The organism is Pseudobacter ginsenosidimutans (genome assembly GCF_007970185.1).
In the GTDB taxonomy this organism is placed as follows: Bacteria; Bacteroidota; Bacteroidia; order Chitinophagales; family Chitinophagaceae; genus Pseudobacter; species Pseudobacter ginsenosidimutans.
Map to the genome: position 1 here is coordinate 5,151,940 of NZ_CP042431.1, position 23,876 is coordinate 5,175,815.

Here is a 23,876-nt window from a genome sequence, read left to right on the forward strand (position 1 = left end):
TGTTGGATTTAGTCACTAAGTTGACAACCATTCCTGCCCATCCGTTGAGTGGATCTTACAAGCTGCCTCAATTGAATTCCGGAGCAGCAATATCCTGCAATGAAATGAAAGGCTATGCTTTGATGGTGTTATTGTTTTCCTGTTTGCCTGCAACGCCATTCATCTGGTAAGTGAGTATATCGCCATTCTTCAATACTTCTACGATGCGATAACCATAGTATGGTTTTCCCCAGCTGCCACCAACATGACCATCAAAGAAATAATGTTTTCCATTATTTTCTTTCACACCATCCTGGTCGTGGTCATGCCCGTGAAAGATGCCCCTTAGATTCATTTGTACATCAAGCTCAGGGATCAGCTCCGGACAGTCGATACCGTTATCGGTCCACTTGAAGGGCGTGATATGCATGAACACGAATGTATGTTTCTTAAAAACGTATTTCCGCAGTTCCCAGGAAGTGAAATCGAGATTCGGGCAAATGTATTTTCCGGTCTCATCTGCTGTGTTGAGAAAAACAAATCCACAGTCTTTCAATTCGAAAGAATGGTGCCAGCCATAATTGAGTGATTCCCTCCATACTTCTTCCGTTACTTTGTCGTGGTTGCCATGCGTGGCATACCAGGGCATATTCAATGTATCCCAGACTTTCTTTACCTGTGGAAAAAATTCCGGATTATCGTGGAAGAGATCGCCGTTCACAACGGTGAAGTCCAGCCCGCGGTTTTCTTTTTCCTTGTTCAGCCAGGCGATCATCGTTCTGTGGGTGGCTTCAAATTCGGTTTTTGGTTGTCCGTAATGGCCATCGGAGGCAAGGGCGAAGCGAAGCAGCACCTCATCCGGATCAGGCAGTTCAAAGGAGCCGGGGGCGAATGACTGGAGGATATTTCCGGCGCTGAGCACCATGGCGGCACGGATGGTCTGGCCGATAAAACGCCTGCGGGTGGACATTATAGAAGGTTTTAGAGGATGTGAAGATAGTTTTTTTAACTATTTGGGTATTATTAATAAATTGGGCGCCTAATCCCGTGATGAAAGCATGCAGCAATCCGATATTTCTGAACTGTTGACCACTTCCCCCGCTGTACAAATGATCCGTATGCGTAATGCCCACTGGGTATTGCCATTCCTGTACCAGACCTTCAAATCCGAGAACAAACTGAGTATCCCGGAACCGGTACTGACCTCAGTACTGGCAGAAGAACTGCGTACCCATGCGGAAGGAACAGAGGACCTGGAAGAGGCGAGGATCGAATTTGGGGAGGACGAAGAAAGCCGGGCCCGCAAATACCTGCTCAACTGGGTACAAAAACGACTGCTCCAGGATTTTCCTGACGCAGACGCCGTAACGCAGTACCAGCTCAGCTCCCATACAGAAAAAGTTTTCCAGTGGCTGCAAAGCCTGGAAAAACGGCAGTTCGTGGGAACGGAAAGCCGTTTCCGTTTTCTCTTCCAGACACTGAAAGAAATGGTGGAATACACGGAAGATAATAGCGCTGCGCGACTGGAAGACCTGAAAAACAAAAGGGCTGAAATAGATAAAGAGATCAAGAAGCTGGAAATGGGCTATCAGCCCGAAGTGTTCAGCAATGCGCAGGTGAAAGAGCGGCTCGACTGGTTCATCCGCCTCAGCTATGAGCTACTCAGCGATTTCAGGGAGGTGGAAGATAATTTCAAAGGCATCCACCGTGCTATCGTTGAGCAACACACGAAAGCAGAGGCCAGCAAGGGCGCCATCGTCGGCTTCGCCTTCGGTGCATACGACGAGCTCCGCAAAAGTGATCAGGGCAAAAGCTTCTATGCATTCTGGGACTTCCTCATCAGCCGCAGCGGTCAGGAAGAATGGAAACAGATGACAGACAGCCTGCTGGCATTACTACAGGAACGCGAGATCGACGCCAACGATAATTATATCCGCAATGTCAAAAGCCTGCTCCTGCAGCAGGGACGCAGTGTGTATGACGCCAATGATAAGATGGCCGAGAAACTCAGCCGCATCATCACGGAGAAAGAGATCGCGCGCCACAGGCGATTGCGTCAGCAGATCAGCTCCATCAAGGACCTGGTATTTCAGTTGATGGACGAACCCAAAGTAGACGCAGGCCTCACCACCAGCGGATCAGCCGAGATAAGAATGAGTATGGAGCGAAAGCTCAATCTGATGCCCAAACAGGCGCCGCCGGCTGTGAAGCAGCCTGCCAACGCAGCTGAAAAAGTGGAGGATCTGGAACGTTTCAACCGGATGCTCAACACAGCTTTCATTGATAAAAAGAAACTATGGAGCCAGGTGGAAGAAGTGCTGGAAAAACATCAAACGGCCACTCTCCGTGAGATCATCGATACCGTTGGACTGGAACATGGAGTGGGAGAAGTGGTCAGCTATTTCAGTTTCCTCAAAGAAAAGAGCAGTCGCGTGCAGGCCCTGCCGGATATGAAAGAACTGATCCCGCTGGACAAGGCGCAGACACATTTCATCGAAGTACCGTATCTGTTGTTCAGCCGGTAATTCACTCAATCATTAAACAAATTGTAATGCTTCCATACACCGGATTATTTATTAAACTCCTGAAAGGGCCCGTGGAGTACTTTGAAAAAGGAGCCTGGGAACAGTTGCTGAATTATCAGGGAGAGCTCACAACTTTCCTGCAACAGCTGGGACTGATCCTCGTGCTCGATAAGGAAGATGGTTATGCCTACCTGGAACAAATGAAACTGGATGAAGAAGAAAGCACAGCAGGATGGGTGAGAAGGACCAGTATCAACTACGAAGAAAGTGTGCTGTTGGTATTACTCCGCGATATGATGGCGGAGTTTGAAGTAGGTGAGGTCACCAGTCGTGAGCTCATCCGAAAACGCCGCGAGATCAAGGAATATGCAGAACTCTTCTTCCGCGAGAATGCAAGTCGTGTCAAGTTCATCAAAGAGCTCGACAAGCTCATTGATCGTGCAGAAGAGCTTGGATTCCTTCATCGCATCGAAGACCATGAGATCCCCGATGAACAGAAATTCAGGATCCGTAAGATCATCAAGGCAAAAGTAGATAACGAGGTTTTGGAAAACTTTAAACAACAATTACAGGCACATGCAGCTAACGGTATTCAGCACGGATGATCGCAAGAGTGGATTTAGATTGCAATACATGGAGATCTTCAACTGGGGTACTTTCGACGAGCATGTGTGGAAGATCAACCCGGGTGGGGAAACCTCTCTGCTCACCGGCGCCAATGGCAGTGGCAAGACCACTTTCGTGGATGCGCTGCTGACGCTCATCGTTCCCGAAAAAAAATATCGCTTCTATAACCAGAGTTCGGGTTCTGAAAAGAAAGGAGACCGTACGGAAGAGACCTATATCATGGGTGGCTATGGCACCGTGGCTACTGAAAATGGACAGGGCACCAAAACCCTGTACCTGCGCGAGTCCCGTGAAACTGCCTACAGCGTGCTCCTGGCGCATTTTGCCAATGAAGCCGAACAATATGTTACACTTTTCCAGGTGCGTTATTTCAGTGGCAATGAAATGAAACGCGTGTTCGCTATCGCTCATAAACCATTACATATCGAAGATGATTTCAAGCCCTTCGACTTCAATGGCAACTGGCGAAAGCGTATCGATACACAACATAACAAGGGAAGCCGTAAAATGGTGGAATGGTTCGACAGCGCCAGCCGCTATGCACATCGAATGGTGGATGTACTGGGCATGCAGAGCATCCAGGCGCTCGGGCTCTTCAACCAGACCGTTGGTATCAAAGTGCTGGGTGAACTCAATGGCTTCATCCGCACGCATATGCTGGAACCACGCAATATGGAAGAACAGTTCCAGGAACTGAAGAAACATCTCGGCACCCTGCTGGATGCGCAACGCAATATTGAAAAAGTAGAGGAGCAGATCAGACTGCTGAAGCCTTTACAGAAAAGTTTCCAGGTGTACAAGGACCAGGCAGATGAACTGGTAAGGGCAAAGGAAGAGATTGATATTGCCAGGTTATGGAATATATACACGAAATATAACCTGCTGGATACTGGCATCGCGCTCGGGAAAAAAGAGATCAGGATGCTGCAGGAAAAACTGACAGAAGCCAGGAAAAGCATCAGCGATATGCTGGAGGAAGAAAGACAGTTGCAGAACCAGCTGGATAGTAATAAAGCCGGGCAACGGCTCCTGCAGCTTGAAAAAGACCTGGAAACGCAGGAGAACCAACTCAGGCAAACTGAACTCATGCTTGAAAAATTCAATGATTTCAGCAAGGAGTTGGGGGTCGATGAAACTCCCGTTGATGAAGCTGCCTTTCAACGGATCGTGAAGGAGGCCGAGCGCATCAGTAAGAAGCTTCAGACAGAGATCAGGAACAATGATGAGGACAGGTGGGATGCGAAAGACAGGCTGAAGCGTGCAGAACAGGAAAAGAACCGCATCCAGGAAGAATTCAACATGCTCCAGCAAAGCAAACACAATATTCCAGGTTACCTGGTTACTTTAAGAAAAGACCTTTGCTCAGCGCTTAAACTGGATACCGCCGAGCTTCCTTTTGCCGGAGAACTGATGCAAGTGAGATCGGAAGATCTGGAGTGGCAGCCTGCCCTCGAAAAGTTGCTTCGCGGTCTTGCCACCAGAATGCTGGTGCCTCACAAGCACTACAGGAAAGTGAGTAAATATGTGAATCAGACCAATCTTCGTGCAAAACTGATCTACGAACATGTTCAGGATGTGGCAGTGCCTAAACATCCCGAAGAAGGCGCCATCTTTCACCTTCTTGAATTCCATCCTGATCATCCGCTCAGCAATTGGGTGGCGCAGCATATCATTGTACATATGGATTATTACTGTGCCAATAACGAAAAGGAATTGGAGCGGTATGATAAAGCCATCACTGTATATGGGCTCATCAAGAACCGCTCCAGGCACGAAAAGGACGACCGGCCTCAAAAAAACGACGCCAGCAACTATGTGATGGGATGGAACAATGAGCGCAAACGGGAAGCACTGCAAAACCGGAGACTGCAGTTGCTCAGCGAGATCGAAAAAGCAGGTGAATCCGAACAGCGCGCTGAAGCAAAAAATAAAAAACTGCAAAGACAGGTAAGTGCTGCCGGGCAGATCACAGAGCAAAGCAGGTTCGAACTGTTGAATGTGTCGGCCATTCAAAGGACCATCAAAAAAACACAGGACCAGATAGGTTCCCTGAAAGAGTCCAGTGATCAACTGAAGGTACTTACAAAACAGGTGGATGAATTGCTGAAAAAAAGAACTGCCCTTGAAGCGGAAAGGGATACACTGGTGGGAAAGATCAGTGTGGATCAAACCCGCATCGATGAAATGGACAAAGAACAAGGTAGTCTTGAACCAGTACTGAACCAGCTTACAGCAGAAGATAAGGAAAAGCTATTGCAGTTCCAGCAAAAATACAGCACCGAACTTGCAGAGATCAGTCTTCATAATATTCAGGAACAATTCTTCAGCTTGAAGGAACAGATCGAGGACCGCTCCCATAAGATCGAAGAGCTGGTGAACAAGGAAGGAAGGGATCTTGACCGCTCCATTAACAAGATCAGGAACCCTCCCATGGAGATCCTGCAAAGATTCACTGACTGGGCAGCGGATGTACAACCTTTTTCCAATGAACGTGAGTTTGCCGGAGAATACATTGAGTGGCTCGATAAACTGGAAACAGATAATCTGCCCAGGTACAAAAAGGATTTTGAGCGTTACCTGCACGATACGATGGTATATAAAATGGGTGAGCTGAATGAAGAGCTCAGCAATTGGGAGCAAACAATCAGGCAGAGTGTAGATGTGTTGAACAAGTCGCTCGCAGGGATCAATTTCAACAGGTTGCCAGACACCTATATTCAACTGGGCATCCGGTCTGTGGCTGATTCAACAGTGAAGGAATTCAGGAATATGTTGCTGGAGGCATTGCCACAGGCAGTGAACTGGCAACAGAGTTCATTTGATGATAAAGCGGGCCATTTCAGGAATAAAGTGCAACCCCTCATCAATGTGCTGGATGAAGGTGAATCATACCGCGCACGCGTACTCGATGTGAGGAACTGGTTCGAATTCTGGGCCGACGAGCGTTTCAGGAATACGGATGAGCTGAAAAAAACATACCGGCAGATGGGACAGCTATCCGGTGGTGAAAAAGCACAGCTTACTTATACCATCCTTTGCTCGGCCATCGCCTACCAGTTCGGGATAACGAGAGAAGGTAAGAATGCGCGCAGTCTTCGCTTTATTGCAGTAGATGAAAGCTTCAGCAATCAGGATGAAGAAAAAGCCACTTACCTGATGGAACTTTGTAAACAACTGCATCTGCAATTACTGGTTGTTACCCCCAGCGACAAGATTCAGATTGTAGAAGATTTCATTGCACATGTACACCTTGTTCAGCGTGTGAACAGCAGGAACAGTATTTTGTTCAATATGACAAAAATGGAATTGAAAGAAAAGCAGCGTAAGGCAGCTAAAAATGAAAAAGGAAAATCCATATCTTGACCAGCTGAGAAAGAAATATGTTCCTTTTCTCAGGTCTGTGATCAATGGTGAAGATTTCATTCCCCTTAAACTGCGGGGAGGGATTGGTAAGCCGGTTGATACCAGGCAATTGCACGATGCTATCCAGGTGTTTCTTGAATTTGAAAAAAAGACAAATATTCCGGGTTGGGTGGTCCAATGGGAAAGCTGGAGCAGTAAGAAATTAGGAGTGCAGCAATGGCCATCTTCCATCACAATTGAAACAGAAGAAGATTTTACCTGGATTCTCGGAGTAACTGAAGAGGTCAGCAGGTTCAGATTGCTGGTCCGGGAAATTTTGACCTGGCAACCTGCTATCCAACCCTGGCTGGAAAGTAAACCTCTAAGAACACTCGAACTTTCTTCGCAATGGAAAAATTTGCGGGCAGTTATCGATTATGTATTGAATCATGAGCTTTCAGCCTTTTACCTGCGAAGCATCCCTGTTCCGGTTCATACGAAATTTATCAAACAGCATGAAAGTGTTTTGCTTTCCTTACTCCGGCACATTGCTCCGGACAGATTTGCTGCCGGCACTGATGATATCGGGAAAGCACTTGGTGTAAAGTCAAAACCGCTTTTGTATCCGCTTCGCTGGCTTGATCATAGCCTGGCAGCACAATATACCGGAGGGATCAGAACACTGGCAGTTTCTTCAGAAGATCTCCAAATGATGAACCCGGAAGTTGCTGAAGTCTGGTTAGTGGAAAACGAAACAAATTTATTCCTGCTTCAACAAAGGGAAAATGCAGTAGGTATTGTAAGCATGGGTAATGCGCTGCATGTATTGGCTGCTGTTCCTTTCTTCAATAAAGCCAGGCTTCTCTACTGGGGAGATCTGGATGAAGCAGGATTCAGAATGTTGCATCAGTTCAGGCAAATGTATCCTTCATTGGAAAGCATACTTATGGATGATATTACCTTGCAGTTTCATCAGCATGTTGTCAGAAATATTGATGCAGGTCCGGTGAAAATGGGATTAAGTTTGACTGAAAATGAATACGCAGCCTATTCTTATCTGCGTCAGATAAAAGGCAGAATAGAACAGGAGCAATTGGAACAGGCTTTTATACAACAATATCTGTTTGAAAAAGGATTGAGTTCCTAATCCTTCACCTGCACATGCCGCTCTATCTGCTCAAACGAAGTCTGGGCCTGATCTATCAAGGTCCTGAAGATCGCAGCCGCAGGTTTCCTCACAGCCTTGCTTGCAGATTGCCCTGCCCACATGGTGGTGAAATCCGTCAGGTCTTTCTGTTGTGCGAAGCTCCTGATACTTGCAGTAAGGCTTTGCTGATATGGATAGGGGAGTGTGGTCAATCCTGATTCGCTGATGGCGCGCATCAATTTATTTTCTATCCCTCTTGCCCATCTTCCTGAGAAATTCTTTGTGAGCACTGCATCGCTGGCCGATGCATTCTGGATGCGATGCTTATGCGCATTGGGTGCAGAGCTTTCATTGCTGACGAGAAAGGCGCTGCCCACCTGAACGCCCTGTGCGCCGAGCATCATGGCAGCCATCATGGTGCTGCCATCTGCAATACCCCCCGCAGCAAGAACAGGACGGCGTGTTGCATCCACGATCTGAGGAACCAGGCTCATGGTGCCGATCATAGGAGGAGTTCCCTCCGTAATGAAAGTGCCCCGGTGGCCACCGGCTTCTGCGCCCTGCGCAGTGATCACATCCACAAATTTATTATCGAGCAACAAGGCCTCCTCCACGCAGGTGGCTGTGCCGATCAGGCGTGCGCCACGGTTCTTGAGTGCCGCGATATACTCGTCCTCAGGAATGCCGAAAGTAAAACTGACTGAAGGGATCTGCTCGCTGAGCAGGATATCGATCTGATCGTGATACGTATGGAAACGGAGCATTTCCTGCACCGGTGGCACATACGTGATATCATTGGCTGCGGCAAATGTGGTGAGGAACTGTTGCATAGCCGTGAAAGCGGCCGTATCTATACTGGAAGGGATCGAATGCGCAAAAAGGTTGACGGCAAATGGCTTGCTGGTGAGTGCTTTCACTGCGCGGACCAACTCCCGGGTCTGGTCAGCCGAAAGACCACCTACAGGCAATGATCCCAGTCCACCCGCTTCAGAAACAGCGGCAACCATTTCAGGAGTGGTAATGCCCAGCATCGGAGCCTGCACCACCGGATAAGTTATATTGAGCAATGAAGTGACCTTATTATGCCATTTCATACAGATAATTTTTAGAGGAGAAAGGTTAGGGCTGCAAAGTTATTGGATAATGCACAAACCCATAGTTTTTAACTCCGTTACAATAATTGTGAAAACGCTTCGTTAGTTGAATGATTGCGATTTGTCAAATAAATATTTTTATTGACAATGTGAATCATCCTGTTTAGCTTGATCTGATAAAAAATGGAATTTGGATTGTAACTTTAATCGCCCCGGATCCTATGACAGCCCTTGCATGTGCGGTGCAGCATAGGTGGGTACAATCATTCCATTATGCGGCAGGTAATCGAATTCTTTGAAAAACTATTGGATACATCAGACTGGCCACCACGCTGGCATTGCGGAAACTGGACGGACTTTCATGGCTGGTTATTCATTATCAGTGATCTTTTGGTATGGTCTGCGTATTTCGCAATACCGCTGATCATTATACGCTATATTTCCCGGCGGCAGGATGCGCGGTTCTTCAGGCTCTATTTTTTCTTTGCAGGATTTATCCTGGCCTGTGGCGCCACACACCTGATCGATGCCGTTACCTTCTGGTTCCCGGTTTACAGGTTGAATGCCCTGTTCCGCTTTTGCACCGGGGTATTCAGCTGGATCACGGTGATCTACCTGATCAAACTGTTGCCAAAGGCTTTTGCGTTGCGGACCAATTCGCAACTGGAAGCAGAAGTGGATCAACGGAAAAAAGCAGAGGAGAAATTCCGTAATCTGCTGGAAGCTGCGCCCGACAGTATGGTGATCATGGACGATACCGGCACCATTCAACTGGTGAATGCTCAAACCGAAAAAATGTTCGGTTACAAAAGAGAGCAAATGATCACCAACAATGTGGAAATGCTGATGATCTCCAGGTTTGAGCGGCTGCTCCATATCGGTCGCGAATTGTCGGGAGGCACCAATAAGCCAGGCCCGATGGTGGAAAGAGTGGAGTGTTTTGGTAAAAGGGTAGACGGCACCGAATTTCCCATCGAGATCAGTTTAAGCCCTATGAAATCTGAAGAAGGTCTGATACTGACAGCGGCCATCCGCGACCTGTCTGAAAAGAAAAGACTGGAAATGGAGATCCGCGAAGCCCATAGTTCCCTGGAAAGGAAAGTAAAACAGAGAACGGCAGAGCTGGAAGTAAAAAACCGCGAGTTGGAAACGTTTGCTTACGTAGCTTCGCATGACCTGCAGGAGCCGTTGAGGACAACCACCAGTTTTGTGGACCTTCTTCGTAAGCGGTACTACGGGCAGCTGGACAGCAATGCGGATCAGGTACTGGATTATATTTCGCAGTCGTCTGACCGCATGAAGGTACTGATCCATAACCTGCTCGACTATTCGAGGCTTGGTAAGGAAAAAGAGCTGGTGACCCTATGCTGCAACGAACTGTTGCAGGATGTGCTGCACGATCTGGACCAGAGTATCCGCGAAACCAACGCATCGGTTCAATCCGAGCCGTTGCCGCAGATAACAGGTTACAAAACAGAAATGAAACAACTGTTCCAGAACCTTGTGAGCAACTCGATCAAATTCAGAAAAAACAACAGCGATCCTGTAATTATGGTGAAAGCTGAAAAAGATAACGGATCCTGGATCTTTTCATTCAAAGACAATGGCATAGGCATCAATACAGCCTTTCATGAGAAGATCTTCGTGCTGTTCAAAAGACTGCATAAAAGATCGGATTACGAAGGAACAGGTATCGGCCTTGCCTACTGCAAAAAAATTGTAGAGCTACACGGAGGTAAGATCTGGGTGGAATCTGTGCCTGATGAAGGCTGCACCTTTTTCTTCACCATCTCCGAAACACAGAGATTATGAAACGTAAATTAAACTGCATCCTACTTATCGATGATGACGAGCCCACTAATTTTCTGAACAAGATGATCATCGATGAAGCCAGTTGCGCTGAGACCGTTCAGGTTGAACAAAGCGCAACTGACGCCCTCGACTACCTTACTGCAGAACCTGTTGAGAAAGATGGAGCGGCATCACCCGACCTGATCTTTCTCGATATCAATATGCCGGCCATGGATGGCTGGGAGTTCCTGGATGAATACAAGAAGCTCACGCCAGACCAGAAAGCCCGGGTTGTAGTGGTGATGCTCACTACCTCTTACAATCCTGAAGATGAAGTGAAAGCCAAAAATCATAATATGATCGCGGCGTTCAGGAATAAGCCACTGACAACAGAAATGCTGATGGATGTACTGCAGGAGTATTTCCCTGAAAAATTCTGATCAGCCGCTCAGAGCGGCATCACGATCTTCAGGGTGCATCCGGCTCCGGGACTGCTGATGATCTCCATATTGCCGTTCTGCATTTCCACGCGGCTGAGGATATTATGCAAGCCAATACCTTTGCCTTTTTTCCGCGGCTCAAATCCGATCCCATTGTCTTTAATGACGAGATGTGTAGAATGCTGATCTGTTTTCAGCTCTATCTCCGCCAGGCTGGCCCTTGCGTGCTTAACGATATTGTTCACCTGTTCCTGCACGATCCTGTAGATGATGAGCTTTTTGTTATTGCTCAAACTCTCCACATGCGGGTCGTTGGCTTTGATCTTGATCCTGAGACCTGGTGAAACAGTCATATTCTCGATCATTTCAAGCAGTGCTTCCTTCAGACCGATATCGCCCAGGGAAGGAGGTACAAGGTTCTTGGAAAGAGAACGGATCTCGTTGATGGCCCTGGAGATGCTGTCGTAACTTTTATAGAGCAGCTCCTTGCTGATATCATCCTCATTGATGGCCATGTCCACGCAAAGTTTGGCAGTAGCAAGGATCTGATTGATATTGTCGTGCAGCTCCAGGCCGATCTCCCTTCTTTCCTGTTCCTGTGTTTGTATGGTGATGCGGGTGATCAGCTTCTGTGTTTCGATCTGTTCTTCCTGTTTTCTTTTCCGCTCTGTGATATCCAGCATCGCGCCGATCATACCGTAAGGCTTCTGGTCGCGGCGAAGGATGTACCCACGGTCATACACGAATTTGTATTGCCCGTCTGCCGTGAGATAACGGTATTCATCTTCCCATTGGTCAAGCCCATCACTGAGGCAGCGTGCGATGCGGTCCAGTACCCTTTCGCGGTCGTCCGGATGGATATTCTTATGGTGCCAGGATGTGGTTGGCTTTACTTTCGATGCCGGGTAACCGAAAGTAGTGGTAATGCCTTCATTCCAGGTGATCTGCTGGTTATTGAGGTTCCATTCCCAGATGGTATCGTTGGTGGCTTTGATGAGCGTATTGAATCGTTCATAATTTTCTACCACGGCCTGCAGGATCTTTTTTCTTTCGATACTGTACTGGATTGCCTTGGAGAGGAGCTTTTCATCGTACTCGCCTTTCATGAGGTAATCCTGCGCGCCTTCCGCGATGGTTTGCAGCGCAATCTGTTTATCATCCAGCCCGCTCAGTACGATGATACCGATATGGGAAGCGCGCTGGTGCAATTGTTTGAAGGTTTCGATGCCCTCACTGTCTGGCAGCGTCAAATCCAGGAAGATAAGGTCTGGCTGATATTCGTCCACAATAGGAATGGCTTCTGCCAGTGAATTGGCGTGATGCAGTGTCTGAACTTGTAATTGTGTTAATCTCAGGAACTCATTGAATAGGTAAAAGTCGCTCGGACTATCTTCAATAATGAGGATGTGAAGCAGGTGCGTAGAATTGATCATAGCGCTAAATTGTGGTGGATGTTGAACGTTGCCTGTAACATCGCAGCCATTTACGGTTATTGCTAACCTTCAGTTTTCTTTCTTTTGTCAATAAATGTCGCATTCCCGCACAAGGGCAGGTACGGAAATACGAGGTCAGAGTATAGATTGCCCCTCAGGATAAGGTGTTGAGTCGGAGAATTGCTTCACAATTGCCGGAAAAAGGTACTAAGATATTTTTTCACAAAAAAATTGCTTCCGTTTTTTTGATACCTGATATGGATTTACAAACTTGGGGTTGTAATTCTTTTCAACTCATTCGTATACAGCCTGCAAGAAAGAAAACCATCAGCCCTTAACCAACGCTGGCGGGGTCCTGAAGACAATGGAGGATACCTGAGGCGAAGGAAAAAAGCTTCCTGGAAATGAAGGATTATTCCTGGCGGTAACCGGGGAAAAAAATCGTAAACAAAAATTAAACAGGACCCCAAAGGGCCGAACCTACACTTCATGTTCATGATAGTAAGATTACTCAAACGCTGTTTCTCTTTGATTTTTCTCTGGATGCTGGTGCATTGTACCTGGGCTGCTATTGTGGGGCTGCAGGACTTCAAGACCCAGGCCGATGTGGCCATCGTGCTCGGCAATGAAGCCTACAGCGATGGCAGCCTGAGCCCCTGGCTGAAAGGAAGGGTGGATGCTGCGCTTAGGCTTTACCGTAACCAGCAGGTAAAAAAGATCATGGTGAGTGGAGGAATAGGAGAGTCCGGTTATCCCGAAGGCGATGCCATGCGCAATTATTTAGTGGAGCAGGGCGTACCGGCAAAAGATATTTTCACTGATAATAAAGGCGACAACAGTTATCTCACTGCCAGGAATTTCATAACGCTGGACCAGCAGGAACATTTTCGGTCAGCCGTGGTGGTGAGTAGCTGGTTCCATGTGCTGCGATGCAGGTATATTGTAAGGAAACTCGGATTTGAAAATGTAGCTACAGATCACTCCCGCGCTTATTTCTGGAAAGATATTGTCGGACTAATCCGGGAATTCCCGGCCTACTACAAGTATATGCTTGTGTATTAATTGAGACGAACGGCCGGTAATCTGTAATGCTGGCCGTCTACCACAAACAGCTCATCGATCTCACAACTCCAGTACCGGTAAAGAGGGGATTGCTGAAGATAATCCTCTACATCTTCCTTGTCTTCAGCTGTGAATGTGATCCATACACGCTGCGATTCCATGCTCACAACATACTGATCGATGATCCCTTTCTCGATCAATGTATTGATGTATACACGGTGGGAGGGGACCAGGGACGTAAAATCATCATCCATTTCAAAATGTATCGTGACCTGGTATTTCTTCATGACTGAATGTTATAACAGTAAATCGCAGGAAAAGGTTCTATATGCAGGATTACAATTTCCATTCCACCACCTGGTTGGCCCATTCGGCGCGGTGGGGTGTGGTCACTTTTATGTAGTTGTCTGTGTATCCTTCCATCATGCCGTTCTTGTCGAACATCTCGAATAATACTTTACGTGTTTGTCCGGCATGAAGTTGGGTGAAATACTGCATTTTCATGTAGGAGAGATTGCGCAGGCTCTTGTTGCGTTCGTGCCTTACTTCGATGGGCACTACCGGTGTAATTTCCAGCGCTTTGGTATTGTCTCTCTCTGAATACGTGAATACGTGGAGGTAAGATATGTCAAGTGAATGGAGGAAGTCGAATGTTTCTTTGAAATCCGCTTCAGTTTCGCCGGGGAAGCCAACGATCACGTCAACTCCGATGGCGCAATGCGGCATCAGGGTCTTGATCAGTTGTACGCGGTCTGCATACAATTCCCTTTTGTAGCGGCGGCGCATCAGTCCGAGGATCTTATTGCTGCCACTCTGGAGCGGAATATGGAAATGAGGCATGAACTTATTGCTGTTGGCAACATGTTCGATGATCTCGTTGGTAAGCAGGTTGGGCTCGATGCTGGAGATACGATAGCGTTGAATACCTTCCACCTGGTCAAGCGCTTTCACCAGGTCGAAGAAATTCTCTTCATGTTTTTTGTTGCCATCGGCGCCTTTGCCGAAATCGCCCAGGTTCACACCTGTCAGTACTATCTCTTTTACCCCTTCGGTTGCCAGGCGGGTGGCGTGTTTCACTACATTGTCAACATTATCGCTCCGGCTTTTGCCGCGGGCCATGGGAATGGTGCAAAAAGAGCAGTTGTAATCACAGCCGTCCTGCACTTTCATGAAAGTACGGGTGCGGTCGTTGCTTGAATAGGAAGCGTTGAATCCGCTCACATCTTCGATATCGCAGCTGCAGATCAGGGCGGAATTCCCTTTGGTAAGTTCTTTCAGGTGTTGAGTGATATTGAATTTCTCGGCGGCGCCAAGTACCAGGTCTACCCCCGGGATATCGGCGATCTCTTTGGGCTTCAGCTGTGCATAGCAACCGGTGATCACCACCAGGCTTTGCGGGGCCTTGCGCTGGATGCGGCGTACAAGGTGACGGCATTCCTTATCGGCATTCTCGGTAACAGAACAGGTATTGATCACGTACACGTCCGCCAGGTCTTCAAACGCACGTTTCTCGAAGCCATCCTGTTCCAGCATACGCGCCAGGGTAGAGGTTTCCGAGAAATTGAGTTTACAACCGAGGGTATGAAACGCTACTGTTCTTTTTGTTTCCATCAGGGCGCAAAGATAGGATAGTTTATCTTTTGCCGTTAAATTGCACAAAACAGGTTGAATGAAGCCCGGAAAAAACAAATATCTGATCGCTGTGGTTGTATTCATTGCTGTACTGATAACCACTTTTATCAGGAATAATAATGGGAAACAGGAAAAAGAGAAAAATAGACAAGAGCAGCGCGATAATCGTACTGATAACAAGCGGGATAATGATCCCGCCCGCCGGGATCCCTCCAAACCACCCAGCGATGAGCCCAATCGCAGGGAAGGATTCAACCGCCGCACCGAAAAGCTCATCTTCACCAAACATGCCCGCTGCCGCATGGGCTGCCGCCATATAGATGAAGCCGAAGTGCGCGATATACTCCTCAATGGCCGCATCAATGATCGCAAAAGCGAACCCGCCGCCCGCCCGGATCCCAAATATGCACTCGAAGGCAAAACGAAGGACGGTCAGGAAGTGCGGATCATCTTCGCACCCAGCGATCGTGGAATGGTGGTGATCACCGTGATCGATCTCGATACCGAATGGCCCTGCGATTGTAAATAAGTTAAAACCTGTATCCAGGAAACCGTTTATTGCAGGTATTCGAACGCATCTATTATATTTACGTTTTCGACCCTGATGAAGTATCTTTTATTACCCATTAAAGGCCTCTACTTCCTCTATGCCGCGATCTGTTTCGTTGTGCTGATGCTACTGGTTTTCCCCATAGTGATCGTAGCATCCTTTTTCGGAAAGATCAGCGGAGGCAATTTCATCTACCGCTGCTGCCAGTTCTGGGCAGACGCCTGGTTCCTCCTCACCGGGATCATTCACCGGAATATCTTCCAGTTCCCGCATGATAAAAAACAACAATATATTTTTGTTGCCAATCATATTTCCTACCTGGACATCCCCGTGATCGTAAAAACCATCCGGCAGCCCATCCGCATTCTTGGCAAAGCCGAAATGAGCAAAGTGCCGGTATTCGGTTTCATTTACCGGAATGCTGCCGTAACGGTTGACAGGTCCAGCGCCGAAGGCCGCGCCAAAAGTGTGCGTGTGCTTAAATCAGTTATCAGAAAAGGGATTTCCATTTTTATATTCCCCGAAGGCACATTCAATGAATCGCATGAACCACTTCGTGGTTTTTATGATGGCGCCTTCCGCATCGCCATCGAAACGCAAACACCCATCAAACCGGTTCTCTTCCTGGATACCTACGCCAGGCAACACTATAAAAGTATTTTCTCACTGAACCCGGGAAAGAGCCGCAGCGTTTTTCTTGAACCCGTTCCGGTGGAAGGGCTTACTACCAAAGACGTGCAGGCACTGAAAGAAAAAGTGTACAACCTCATGGCTGACGCACTCCGGAAATATAATGCAGCATGGATTCACGAAGTGCCGCAGTTGCCCGCATCCGGCGAATGACCTGTATTTGTTCGCCTCCGGCGAACGGCAGCCAACACCTTGATTAAAAACCGGATGTTCTGACTTACATTTGAATCTTGTTTGCTGAAGTTATCATACCATTGGCCTTACCCAGGAACTATACCTGGAGCGTACCTGAACGGTTCCGTGAACAGGTTCGGCCCGGCGTTCGTGTGGAAGTGGTGCTGGGTAAGAACAAGAAATATGCAGGCGTGATCCGCACGCTGCATGATGAAATGCCACAGGCTTTCGAGCCCAAGGAAATACTCAATGTGCTGGATGTGGAGCCCATCGTTTATCCCCAACAGTTACAGCTCTGGCATTGGATCGCCCAGTATTATATGTGCTCCGAAGGAGAAGTGATGGCCGCCGCACTGCCTTCGCATTTCAAACTCAGCAGCGAAACCACCATCGTATTCAATGAAGAATATGGAGAAGATTTCATGCAGCTGGACCATGATGAATTCCTGGTGGCGGAAGCCCTGCTCATCAAAAAAGAACTCAAGGTTCCTGAAGTACAGCAGGTGCTGGATTCATCACATGTATATCCCGTTATCAAGAGGCTGATCGAAAAAAAGGTCTGCTCGGTTTGGGAGGCATTGAAAGAAACCTATGCTCCCAAGAAAGAAACTTTCGTAATGCTGAACACAGCTTACGATAACGAGGATGCGCTGGCCGATCTGCTGAATGAAGACAAAAAACTGCAACGTGCCGAAAAACAAATGGAGCTGCTGCTCAGCTATCTTCACCTGCAGAAAACACAGGGCGAAGTAACCAAATCGGAACTGCTGAAAAAAAGCGGGGCTTCCGATGCGCAGCTCAAAGGGCTTGTTGACAAGAATATACTCTGGCTGGAAAAACGCCAGATAGACAGGCTGCTCTATCTTCCACGAGATATCAAAATAGACTTCTCACTTACTCCGGCACAGGAAGAAGCTTATGAAAAAGTGAAACAAAGCTTCGAACAAAAACCAGTGACCCTGCTGCATGGTGTAACGGCCAGCGGAAAAACGCAGGTGTATATCAGGCTGATCGAAAATGCCATCCGCCAGGGCAAGCAGGTCCTCTATTTGCTTCCCGAGATCGCACTCACGAGCCAGATCATCCGCAGATTGCAGAAACATTTCGGCGGCTATATCGGGATCTATCACTCCAAGTTCAACCAGAACGAGCGGATAGAAATATGGAATAAGGTAAAGACCGGAGAATTGAAAGTGGTTCTCGGCGCCCGTTCATCCATCTTCCTTCCCTTCACAGATCTCGGATTGATAGTGATAGATGAAGAACATGATCCCAGTTTCAAACAACAGGAACCTGCGCCGCGATACAATGCGCGTGATGCAGCGATATATTATGCCTCCCTCTTCAAAGCAAAAGTACTGCTGGGAAGCGCCACACCTTCCGTGGAAAGTTATTACAATGCGCAGCAACAGAAATACGGTTTCGTAGAACTGGCAGAACGTTTCGGTGGAGTGAAGATGCCTACCATTGAATTGGTGGACATCAAGAAAATACCAAAACTGAACAAAGAGAAAGTGATCCTCACGCCCGACCTCAAGGCGGCCATTCAACGGTCGCTGGACGCAGGCAAACAGGTGATCCTGTTCCAGAACCGGCGCGGTTACAGTCCTTACCAGGTTTGCCAGACCTGTGGCTGGATACCGCATTGCAAGTTCTGCGATGTAAGCCTCAATTTCCATAAGAACACCAATAAACTGCATTGCCATTATTGCGGCACCGTGTATCCGATCGTCTACACCTGCCAGGCATGCGGCAATCACCATTTCCTGCAACAGAATTTTGGTACGGAAAAGATCGAAGAGCATGTGGAAGAGCAACTGCCCGGCGTGAAAGTGGCGCGGATGGATGTTGACAGTGTGCGCGGCAAGACTGCCCACGATAACCTCATCCAGCAATTTGAGCAACAGCGCATACAGGTACTCGTTGGAACACAGATGGTGGTGAAAGGACTTGATTTCGAGAATGTGAATCTTGTTGGCGTGCTGGATGCTGACAGTCTCCTGAGCTTTGCTGACTTTCGCGTGAATGAACGCGCATTTCAACTAATGGAACAGGTGAGCGGAAGGGCAGGACGGAAAGACGGAGAAGGCCATGTAATGATCCAGGTGGCACAGATGGCGCATCCTGTTTTGCATTATGTGCAACAGCACAATTATCCTGCATTCTTCAATACAGAGATCGAAGCGAGAAGACAATTCTTTTATCCGCCTTTCTCGCGCATCATCTTACTTACATTCCGCAACAAATCGAAAGAGCTGGTGGACGGTGCTGCCAGGCAACTGGCCGAATATTTGAAACCGCAATACGGGCAATACATGATAGGTCCGGCAGAGCCGGTTGTGAACCGTATACGCAATCAATACCTCATGGAGCTGATGTTCAAACTACCGAAAGATTCAGCCCTGATCCAGCAGTGCAAACAACAGATACAGGACCAGATAGCAGTATTGCATTACGACAAACGATTCCGCAGCGTGGTGATCATTCCCGATGTGGACACGCAGTAAATCATTTCATCTGATCATATTGGTAAACGTGCAGGCCCGTAAGGGGAGAGAGGGCTGCGTTCATCATGGACCTGGCCACTTTTTCGCCGGTGATGGGCCTGAATTTACGCAGGGGACCGATCATGGTCCAGGAGATGAGTGGCATCACCACCTGTGCGATATTCTCGCCTGTCCTTTTTTCATTTCGATTGCCCATCAGCAGTGAAGGCCGGAAGATATGCGTACTCTCGAATGGTAAAGAACTGATATCCTCTTCCACTGAACCTTTGAGTTGTAAATAGAAATTGGCTGAATTGGGATTGGCGCCAACGGCCGATACAAGCAGGTATTTTCTGAAACCGTTCTTCAGTGCCAGCTGTGCAGCCGTTACAGGAATATCATAATCCACTTTCCGGTATGCGGACTTATCGTTTTTCACTTTTTTCTGTGTAGTGCCCACGCAGCAGAAAATGGAATCGGCTTTGCCGAGGCCATCATTGAAGCTTTCAGCATCATCGAATTTCACCTGTTTCACTTCCAGCTTGGGATGCTGCATGGAAACAGGCTTCCTTACAAGGATACGAACGGCGCTGAACAGATCATTCTGCAGCAACTGCTGCACCAATAATCCGCCTACCATGCCTGTGGCGCCTAATACGACCGCTGTTTGTGTGTGCATAATTTCGTTATTTTGCGGGTAACACAGCTATATGCAAATTCAGGAAAATATTTCACTCAGGCAATACAACACTATGGGTATCGATGCAAGAGCCCGTCAATTTTCCACATTTGGAACTCTTGATACATTACAGGAGCTGACGGCCTTGTCTGACGATGGAAGTCTTGCAAAACTTGTGCTGGGAGGTGGAAGTAATATTTTGTTGACGCGCAACTTCGATGGCCTGGTGATGAAGAATGAGCTGATGGGGATCGAACTGGTAAGTGAAACCGACACGCATTACTATGTGAAAGCAGGCGCTGGCGAAAACTGGAATCAGTTTGTGCAGTATTCCATCGGAAGGAACTGGGCCGGACTTGAAAACCTTTCGCTCATCCCGGGTAATGTTGGTGCCAGCCCCATGCAGAATATCGGCGCCTACGGAGTGGAGATCAGGGATGTGTTTGAAGAGCTGGAAGCCTTCCATCTCAAAGACAAAAAGGTAGTAACCTTTACCAATAACGATTGTGAATTCGGCTATCGCGAAAGTGTGTTCAAAGGTCGTTACAGGGACCAGTTCGTGATCCTCAATGTGACCTATCGCCTGAATAAAACACCGAAATTCAATACCAGCTACGGCGCAATTGAACAGGAACTGGAAAGAATGGGCGTGAAAGAACTCAGCATCCGCGCCATTGCTGATGCGGTGATCCATATCAGGAGCTCGAAATTACCGGATCCTGCAAAGATTGGTAATGCAGGCAGCTTCTTCAAGAATCCTTCTGTGCCTGCTACACAGTACGAACAACTGAAACAGAATTTCCCCGGTATCGTTGGGTATGCTAACCCCGATGGCTCAGTGAAATTAGCCGCCGGCTGGCTGATAGAGCAATGCGGCTGGAAAGGTTTCAGAAGAGGCGATGCCGGTTGCCACGAGAAACAGGCGCTGGTGCTGGTGAATTATGGAAATGCAAGTGGCGCTGAAATCTATGAACTCAGCACAGAAATTATGGACAGTGTGCAAGAGCGCTTCGGTGTTGTATTGGAACGCGAGGTGAATATTGTCTGAGTGTGCCCGGTCACTCGCCGGGAGGTGAGCCACTGACAGCTCTCTAATTATCCTTAAACAATTCCAGCTCTCTTACAGCTTCTTCGAATAGCGGCAACACTTTGTTGTGCAGTTGCTGAATATTCTCCACTTTTTCATTGGCGAGCGCCAGCTTTTCCATTTCCAGTAAGGGATTGCCGATAGAGGACGAAAGCCCGAACAATCCCACTGTATTCCGCAGCGCATGCACCGTTTTATAGATCTGCCTGTAATCTTGTTTCGAAATCGCGTTTTTCAGTTTTTCCCTGTCTTTGGGATATTGTTTCAGGAAGATGCGGATCATTTCCCGGATAAAAGTTTTGTTGTTGCGCGTTTGTTCCAGCAGGAAACTGAGATCGATCCTTTTAAAGTTGGGATGAGTAGAATCATGATTTCCTTCTGCTAACGATGCCCAATACGCGATTTTGTCCAGCAGATCGGCTTCCCTGAAAGGTTTGGCGAGGTAATCATTCATACCTGCTTTGAGGCATTTATCACGTTCACCACTAAGCGCATGCGCTGTCATGGCGATGATGGGAGTGCCGATATGGAGCTCGTCGCGGACCAGTTGTGTGGTGCGGTAGCCATCGAGTACTGGCATCTGAATATCCATGAGGATAAGATCGAATCCTGATTCCTTCAGTAAGTCTATGGCCTTTCTGCCATTCTTCGCGATGCTGACCTCGAAGCCATTGTGATGCAGGATAGTAGAGGTGAGTTTTTGGTTGATCAGGTTATCTTCCACAATCAAGATCCTGCGGAAACTGCCGAAGGAGCGGGGGGCGCCATTGGATGGCGTATGTGTTGGATGCAGCTGCTCCTGTGCTTTTTTGTAGGGGATCATAAAATGGAATTCTGTTCCCCTGTTCATTTCACTTTTAACGCGGATATTCCCTCCCTGCAATTCTATCAGTTGTTTGGTGATGGCCAGTCCCAGTCCTGTGCCGCCGTACTGTCGTGTGATATGTGATTCAGCCTGCGTGAAGCGATCGAAGATGCTGTGTATCTTTTCTGGTTCGATGCCGATGCCTGTATCGCGCACGGTGAAATGCAGCTCGAGTGAATCATGGTCTTCGCGGCTGACGATGCAGTTCACGTCCACGCTGCCATTGTCCGTGAACTTGATGGCATTGCCGATCAGGTTCACCAGGATCTGCGTGAGGCGCATGGGATCGCCGGTCACCTGGTAATTGATGCTGAGATCGGCGCTGCAGCTGAGGCGGAGCTCTTTGCCTGCCGCTCTGGGCGAGAACATCACCTGGATGGAATGCATCAGTTCGGGTATGCTGAAGGGAACGGATTCAATGATGAATTTGCCGGCATCGAGTTTGGAGAGATCGAGGATATCATTGATGATGCTCAGTAAGCTCTTTCCTGAAGTGTGGATGGCTTCGAGGTATTCCTGCTGCACGGGATCGAGATCGGTTTTCTGCAAGAGGTCTGCAAAGCCGAGAATGGCGCCCAGTGGCGTTCTCAGCTCATGGCTCATATTGGCAACGAAATCATCTTTTGCTTTGGCTGATTCTTCTGCCAGGGCTTTCGATCTTTCCATTTCTTCTTCTACTTTTTTCCTTTCAAAGAGTGTGGGAATATTGTACTGTTTTCGCGAAGCATATTTTTTCTTACTGTTTATTTTTTCCAGGTGTTCCTGTATGCGGTGTGGCGGCGCCATCACGAAACTGCATTTGGCATCGCCTTTGGCAATACAGCTCACTTCAACGGCGGTAAGCGGTAGTCCGAAACTTTCTTCACACCAGCCGGAGGAGTAACCGGAATTCATAACGCATACAGGTTCCTTGCTTATTGCACCTGCACGGATCCAGCTATCTGCTTCAAAGGAATAGGGGTGATCATACAATAACAGGAAATCGTCATCAGGACTGGGATTGCTTTCAGGATGAATGTTCACGAAAGCCCAGCCGGACCAGGCGAAATGAACAGGACCGGCGGAGAGTCGCGCGATGGGATCAGTGAGGTTCATCTTCTGGTGGAAGTCACGGGCATCATGGGTACCTATCACATGCGCATAGTCGAAAAGGAAATTACGGCCGATGGCGAAGGCTTCGCTGGGGCCTTTGTCTGCATACAACCCCTGTATCGTTTCCAGGAAGCCTTTGGAAAAGGCGGAGGCGCGCACCAGCACATAGCGCTGGTCGTTGATCTCGATGGTGCCGCAGCCGGGATCCATTTTGAAATCCCTGAAATATTCCCGTACGGTTCCTTCCGCCACATTGAAAACCGGACGGAGCTCTTCGGGCACATTCACAGCATTGGTATGCGGAAACCGGCCACTGCGCAGCATTTCGTTCTCCTGCTGCAGCAGCCTGAATTGTTGTTCCAGAATATGGTTCGCGTTAGACATCTTGAATGGGATAAAGTTGAAGGATGCTTACACCAGCCGCCGGCTCATCAGTTGCAGGAATTCATCTTTCTTCCTGGGTGAGATGGCGATCATGGCATCGTTGTTCATCACGGCATAACCTCCGTCTGCACGTATCATTTTTTTCACTTCTTTCATATTTACCATATAGGAATTGTGTAACCGGAAAAAGCCATGCTCGGTCAGCATCATTTCGTATTCTTTCAAATGTTTGCACACGATCATATGATTTCCGCTTTTCAGGAAGAAAGTGGTGTATGGACCTTTTGCCTCCAGGTAACTGATCTGCTGCAATGGAATATATTCGATGCCTTCTGCTGTAGACAGGCTGATGGAAAAATCATCTCCCGATGGGATGCGCACATTGCGCATGAGCAATTCCAGGCGATCGTCCTGTTGTTTTACTTTCAATGATTCAATGGCCTTGCTCACGGCGCGCGTAAGCTCTTCATAATTGATGGGCTTCAGCAGGTAGTCGATGGCGCTGAAGCGGATTGCTTTGATAGCGTAATGATCGTAAGCGGTGGTGAAGATGATCTCGAATTTTGTGTCTCGCACCAGTTCCAGTACATCGAAGCCGGTGGCTGTCTGCAGCTCTATGTCCAGGAAAATGATCTGCGGATCATGTGCCCTGATGGCGGCCACGGCTTCGTTTACGGAGGCAGCTGTGGCCACTACTTCGATATGCGGACAAAATTCCTGTAAAAGGTTCAGCAGGAAATCGCGGTTCAGTTGTTCATCTTCCACGATGATTGCCTGGTATTTCATAATTAAGGTTG

At 48.0% G+C, this 23,876-nt stretch carries 19 protein-coding genes; 11 read left to right on the forward strand and 8 right to left on the reverse strand.

Annotation, left to right across the window (positions count from 1 at the left end; translation table 11 throughout):
* Window positions 1–112 precede the first annotated feature (112 nt).
* Window positions 113–949 carry a metallophosphoesterase family protein gene (locus FSB84_RS20265; RefSeq protein WP_130539703.1) on the reverse strand — a complete coding sequence of 279 codons (837 nt, stop codon included), beginning with the start codon at window positions 947–949 and terminating at the stop codon, window positions 113–115.
* Window positions 950–1,037: 88 nt separating this feature from the next.
* On the opposite strand from FSB84_RS20265, the gene FSB84_RS20270 reads away from it, so the two are divergent.
* The 4 genes from FSB84_RS20270 to FSB84_RS20285 are packed head-to-tail and all read left to right on the forward strand — an operon-like array spanning window position 1,038 to window position 7,620.
* Window positions 1,038–2,504 (forward strand): DUF3375 domain-containing protein, encoded by a 1,467-nt coding sequence (locus FSB84_RS20270; RefSeq protein WP_130539704.1) that lies wholly within the window; start codon window positions 1,038–1,040, stop codon window positions 2,502–2,504.
* Between the two features lie 26 nt (window positions 2,505–2,530).
* Window positions 2,531–3,109: a DUF4194 domain-containing protein gene (locus FSB84_RS20275; protein ID WP_130539705.1), complete on the forward strand. Its 579-nt coding sequence runs from the start codon at window positions 2,531–2,533 to the stop codon at window positions 3,107–3,109.
* A complete protein-coding gene (locus FSB84_RS20280) occupies window positions 3,081–6,494 on the forward strand; it encodes an ATP-binding protein (RefSeq protein ID WP_130539706.1) in 3,414 nt (1,137 codons plus the stop codon). The genes FSB84_RS20275 and FSB84_RS20280 overlap by 29 nt, the downstream gene beginning before the upstream one ends.
* Window positions 6,469–7,620 carry a DUF3322 domain-containing protein gene (locus FSB84_RS20285; protein ID WP_130539707.1) on the forward strand — a complete coding sequence of 384 codons (1,152 nt, stop codon included), beginning with the start codon at window positions 6,469–6,471 and terminating at the stop codon, window positions 7,618–7,620. The genes FSB84_RS20280 and FSB84_RS20285 overlap by 26 nt, the downstream gene beginning before the upstream one ends.
* Here FSB84_RS20285 and FSB84_RS20290 read toward each other — a convergent pair.
* On the reverse strand, window positions 7,617–8,714 hold the full coding sequence (locus FSB84_RS20290; protein ID WP_130539708.1) for an NAD(P)H-dependent flavin oxidoreductase: 1,098 nt from the start codon (window positions 8,712–8,714) through the stop codon (window positions 7,617–7,619). The two genes, FSB84_RS20285 and FSB84_RS20290, sit on opposite strands and share 4 nt — an antisense overlap.
* Before the next feature lie 273 nt (window positions 8,715–8,987).
* Here FSB84_RS20290 and FSB84_RS20295 point away from each other — a divergent pair, with 273 nt between their 5' ends.
* Both FSB84_RS20295 and FSB84_RS20300 read left to right on the forward strand, forming a co-directional pair.
* Window positions 8,988–10,526, forward strand: coding sequence for a sensor histidine kinase (locus FSB84_RS20295; RefSeq protein WP_130539709.1), 1,539 nt, complete (start codon window positions 8,988–8,990; stop codon window positions 10,524–10,526).
* On the forward strand, window positions 10,523–10,945 hold the full coding sequence (locus FSB84_RS20300; protein ID WP_130539710.1) for a response regulator: 423 nt from the start codon (window positions 10,523–10,525) through the stop codon (window positions 10,943–10,945). Before FSB84_RS20295 ends, FSB84_RS20300 begins: the two co-directional genes overlap by 4 nt.
* Window positions 10,946–10,953: 8 nt before the next feature.
* Here FSB84_RS20300 and FSB84_RS20305 read toward each other — a convergent pair whose 3' ends face one another.
* On the reverse strand, window positions 10,954–12,378 hold the full coding sequence (locus FSB84_RS20305; protein ID WP_130539711.1) for a response regulator: 1,425 nt from the start codon (window positions 12,376–12,378) through the stop codon (window positions 10,954–10,956).
* Window positions 12,379–12,867: 489 nt separating this feature from the next.
* Here FSB84_RS20305 and FSB84_RS20310 point away from each other — a divergent pair, with 489 nt between their 5' ends.
* Window positions 12,868–13,440 carry a YdcF family protein gene (locus FSB84_RS20310; RefSeq protein ID WP_130539712.1) on the forward strand — a complete coding sequence of 191 codons (573 nt, stop codon included), beginning with the start codon at window positions 12,868–12,870 and terminating at the stop codon, window positions 13,438–13,440.
* On the opposite strand, the gene FSB84_RS20315 is transcribed toward FSB84_RS20310, so the two are convergent.
* Both FSB84_RS20315 and mtaB read right to left on the reverse strand, forming a co-directional pair.
* Complete coding sequence (locus FSB84_RS20315; RefSeq protein ID WP_130539713.1) at window positions 13,437–13,727, reverse strand: hypothetical protein; 291 nt, start codon at window positions 13,725–13,727, stop codon at window positions 13,437–13,439. The two genes, FSB84_RS20310 and FSB84_RS20315, sit on opposite strands and share 4 nt — an antisense overlap.
* A gap of 49 nt (window positions 13,728–13,776) precedes the next feature.
* The gene (mtaB, locus tag FSB84_RS20320) at window positions 13,777–15,051 is read right to left on the reverse strand and encodes a tRNA (N(6)-L-threonylcarbamoyladenosine(37)-C(2))-methylthiotransferase MtaB (protein ID WP_130539714.1); all 1,275 of its coding nucleotides are present in this window, start codon (window positions 15,049–15,051) and stop codon (window positions 13,777–13,779) included.
* 58 nt (window positions 15,052–15,109) lie between these two features.
* Here mtaB and FSB84_RS20325 point away from each other — a divergent pair, with 58 nt between their 5' ends.
* The 3 genes from FSB84_RS20325 to priA all read left to right on the forward strand — a co-directional run bounded on the left by FSB84_RS20325 (window position 15,110) and on the right by priA (window position 18,993).
* On the forward strand, window positions 15,110–15,601 hold the full coding sequence (locus tag FSB84_RS20325; protein WP_130539715.1) for a DUF4258 domain-containing protein: 492 nt from the start codon (window positions 15,110–15,112) through the stop codon (window positions 15,599–15,601).
* A 75-nt stretch (window positions 15,602–15,676) separates the two neighbouring features.
* Complete coding sequence (locus tag FSB84_RS20330; protein ID WP_130539716.1) at window positions 15,677–16,465, forward strand: lysophospholipid acyltransferase family protein; 789 nt, start codon at window positions 15,677–15,679, stop codon at window positions 16,463–16,465.
* A 77-nt stretch (window positions 16,466–16,542) separates the two neighbouring features.
* On the forward strand, window positions 16,543–18,993 hold the full coding sequence (gene priA / locus FSB84_RS20335) for a replication restart helicase PriA (protein ID WP_225979837.1): 2,451 nt from the start codon (window positions 16,543–16,545) through the stop codon (window positions 18,991–18,993).
* A 1-nt stretch (window position 18,994) separates the two neighbouring features.
* Here priA and FSB84_RS20340 read toward each other — a convergent pair whose 3' ends face one another.
* Entirely contained in the window at window positions 18,995–19,651 is a 657-nt protein-coding gene (locus FSB84_RS20340) for an NAD(P)H-binding protein (protein ID WP_130539718.1), read from the reverse strand.
* Window positions 19,652–19,682: 31 nt separating this feature from the next.
* Between FSB84_RS20340 and murB the strand changes: the two genes are divergently transcribed.
* Window positions 19,683–20,699: a UDP-N-acetylmuramate dehydrogenase gene (gene murB / locus FSB84_RS20345; RefSeq protein ID WP_130539719.1), complete on the forward strand. Its 1,017-nt coding sequence runs from the start codon at window positions 19,683–19,685 to the stop codon at window positions 20,697–20,699.
* 43 nt (window positions 20,700–20,742) lie between these two features.
* Here murB and FSB84_RS20350 read toward each other — a convergent pair whose 3' ends face one another.
* Together FSB84_RS20350 and FSB84_RS20355 are read right to left on the reverse strand one after the other, a co-directional pair.
* On the reverse strand, window positions 20,743–23,079 hold the full coding sequence (locus FSB84_RS20350; protein WP_130539720.1) for an ATP-binding protein: 2,337 nt from the start codon (window positions 23,077–23,079) through the stop codon (window positions 20,743–20,745).
* A 27-nt stretch (window positions 23,080–23,106) separates the two neighbouring features.
* The gene (locus tag FSB84_RS20355; RefSeq protein ID WP_130539721.1) at window positions 23,107–23,865 is read right to left on the reverse strand and encodes a LytR/AlgR family response regulator transcription factor; all 759 of its coding nucleotides are present in this window, start codon (window positions 23,863–23,865) and stop codon (window positions 23,107–23,109) included.
* Window positions 23,866–23,876: the final 11 nt, after the last annotated feature.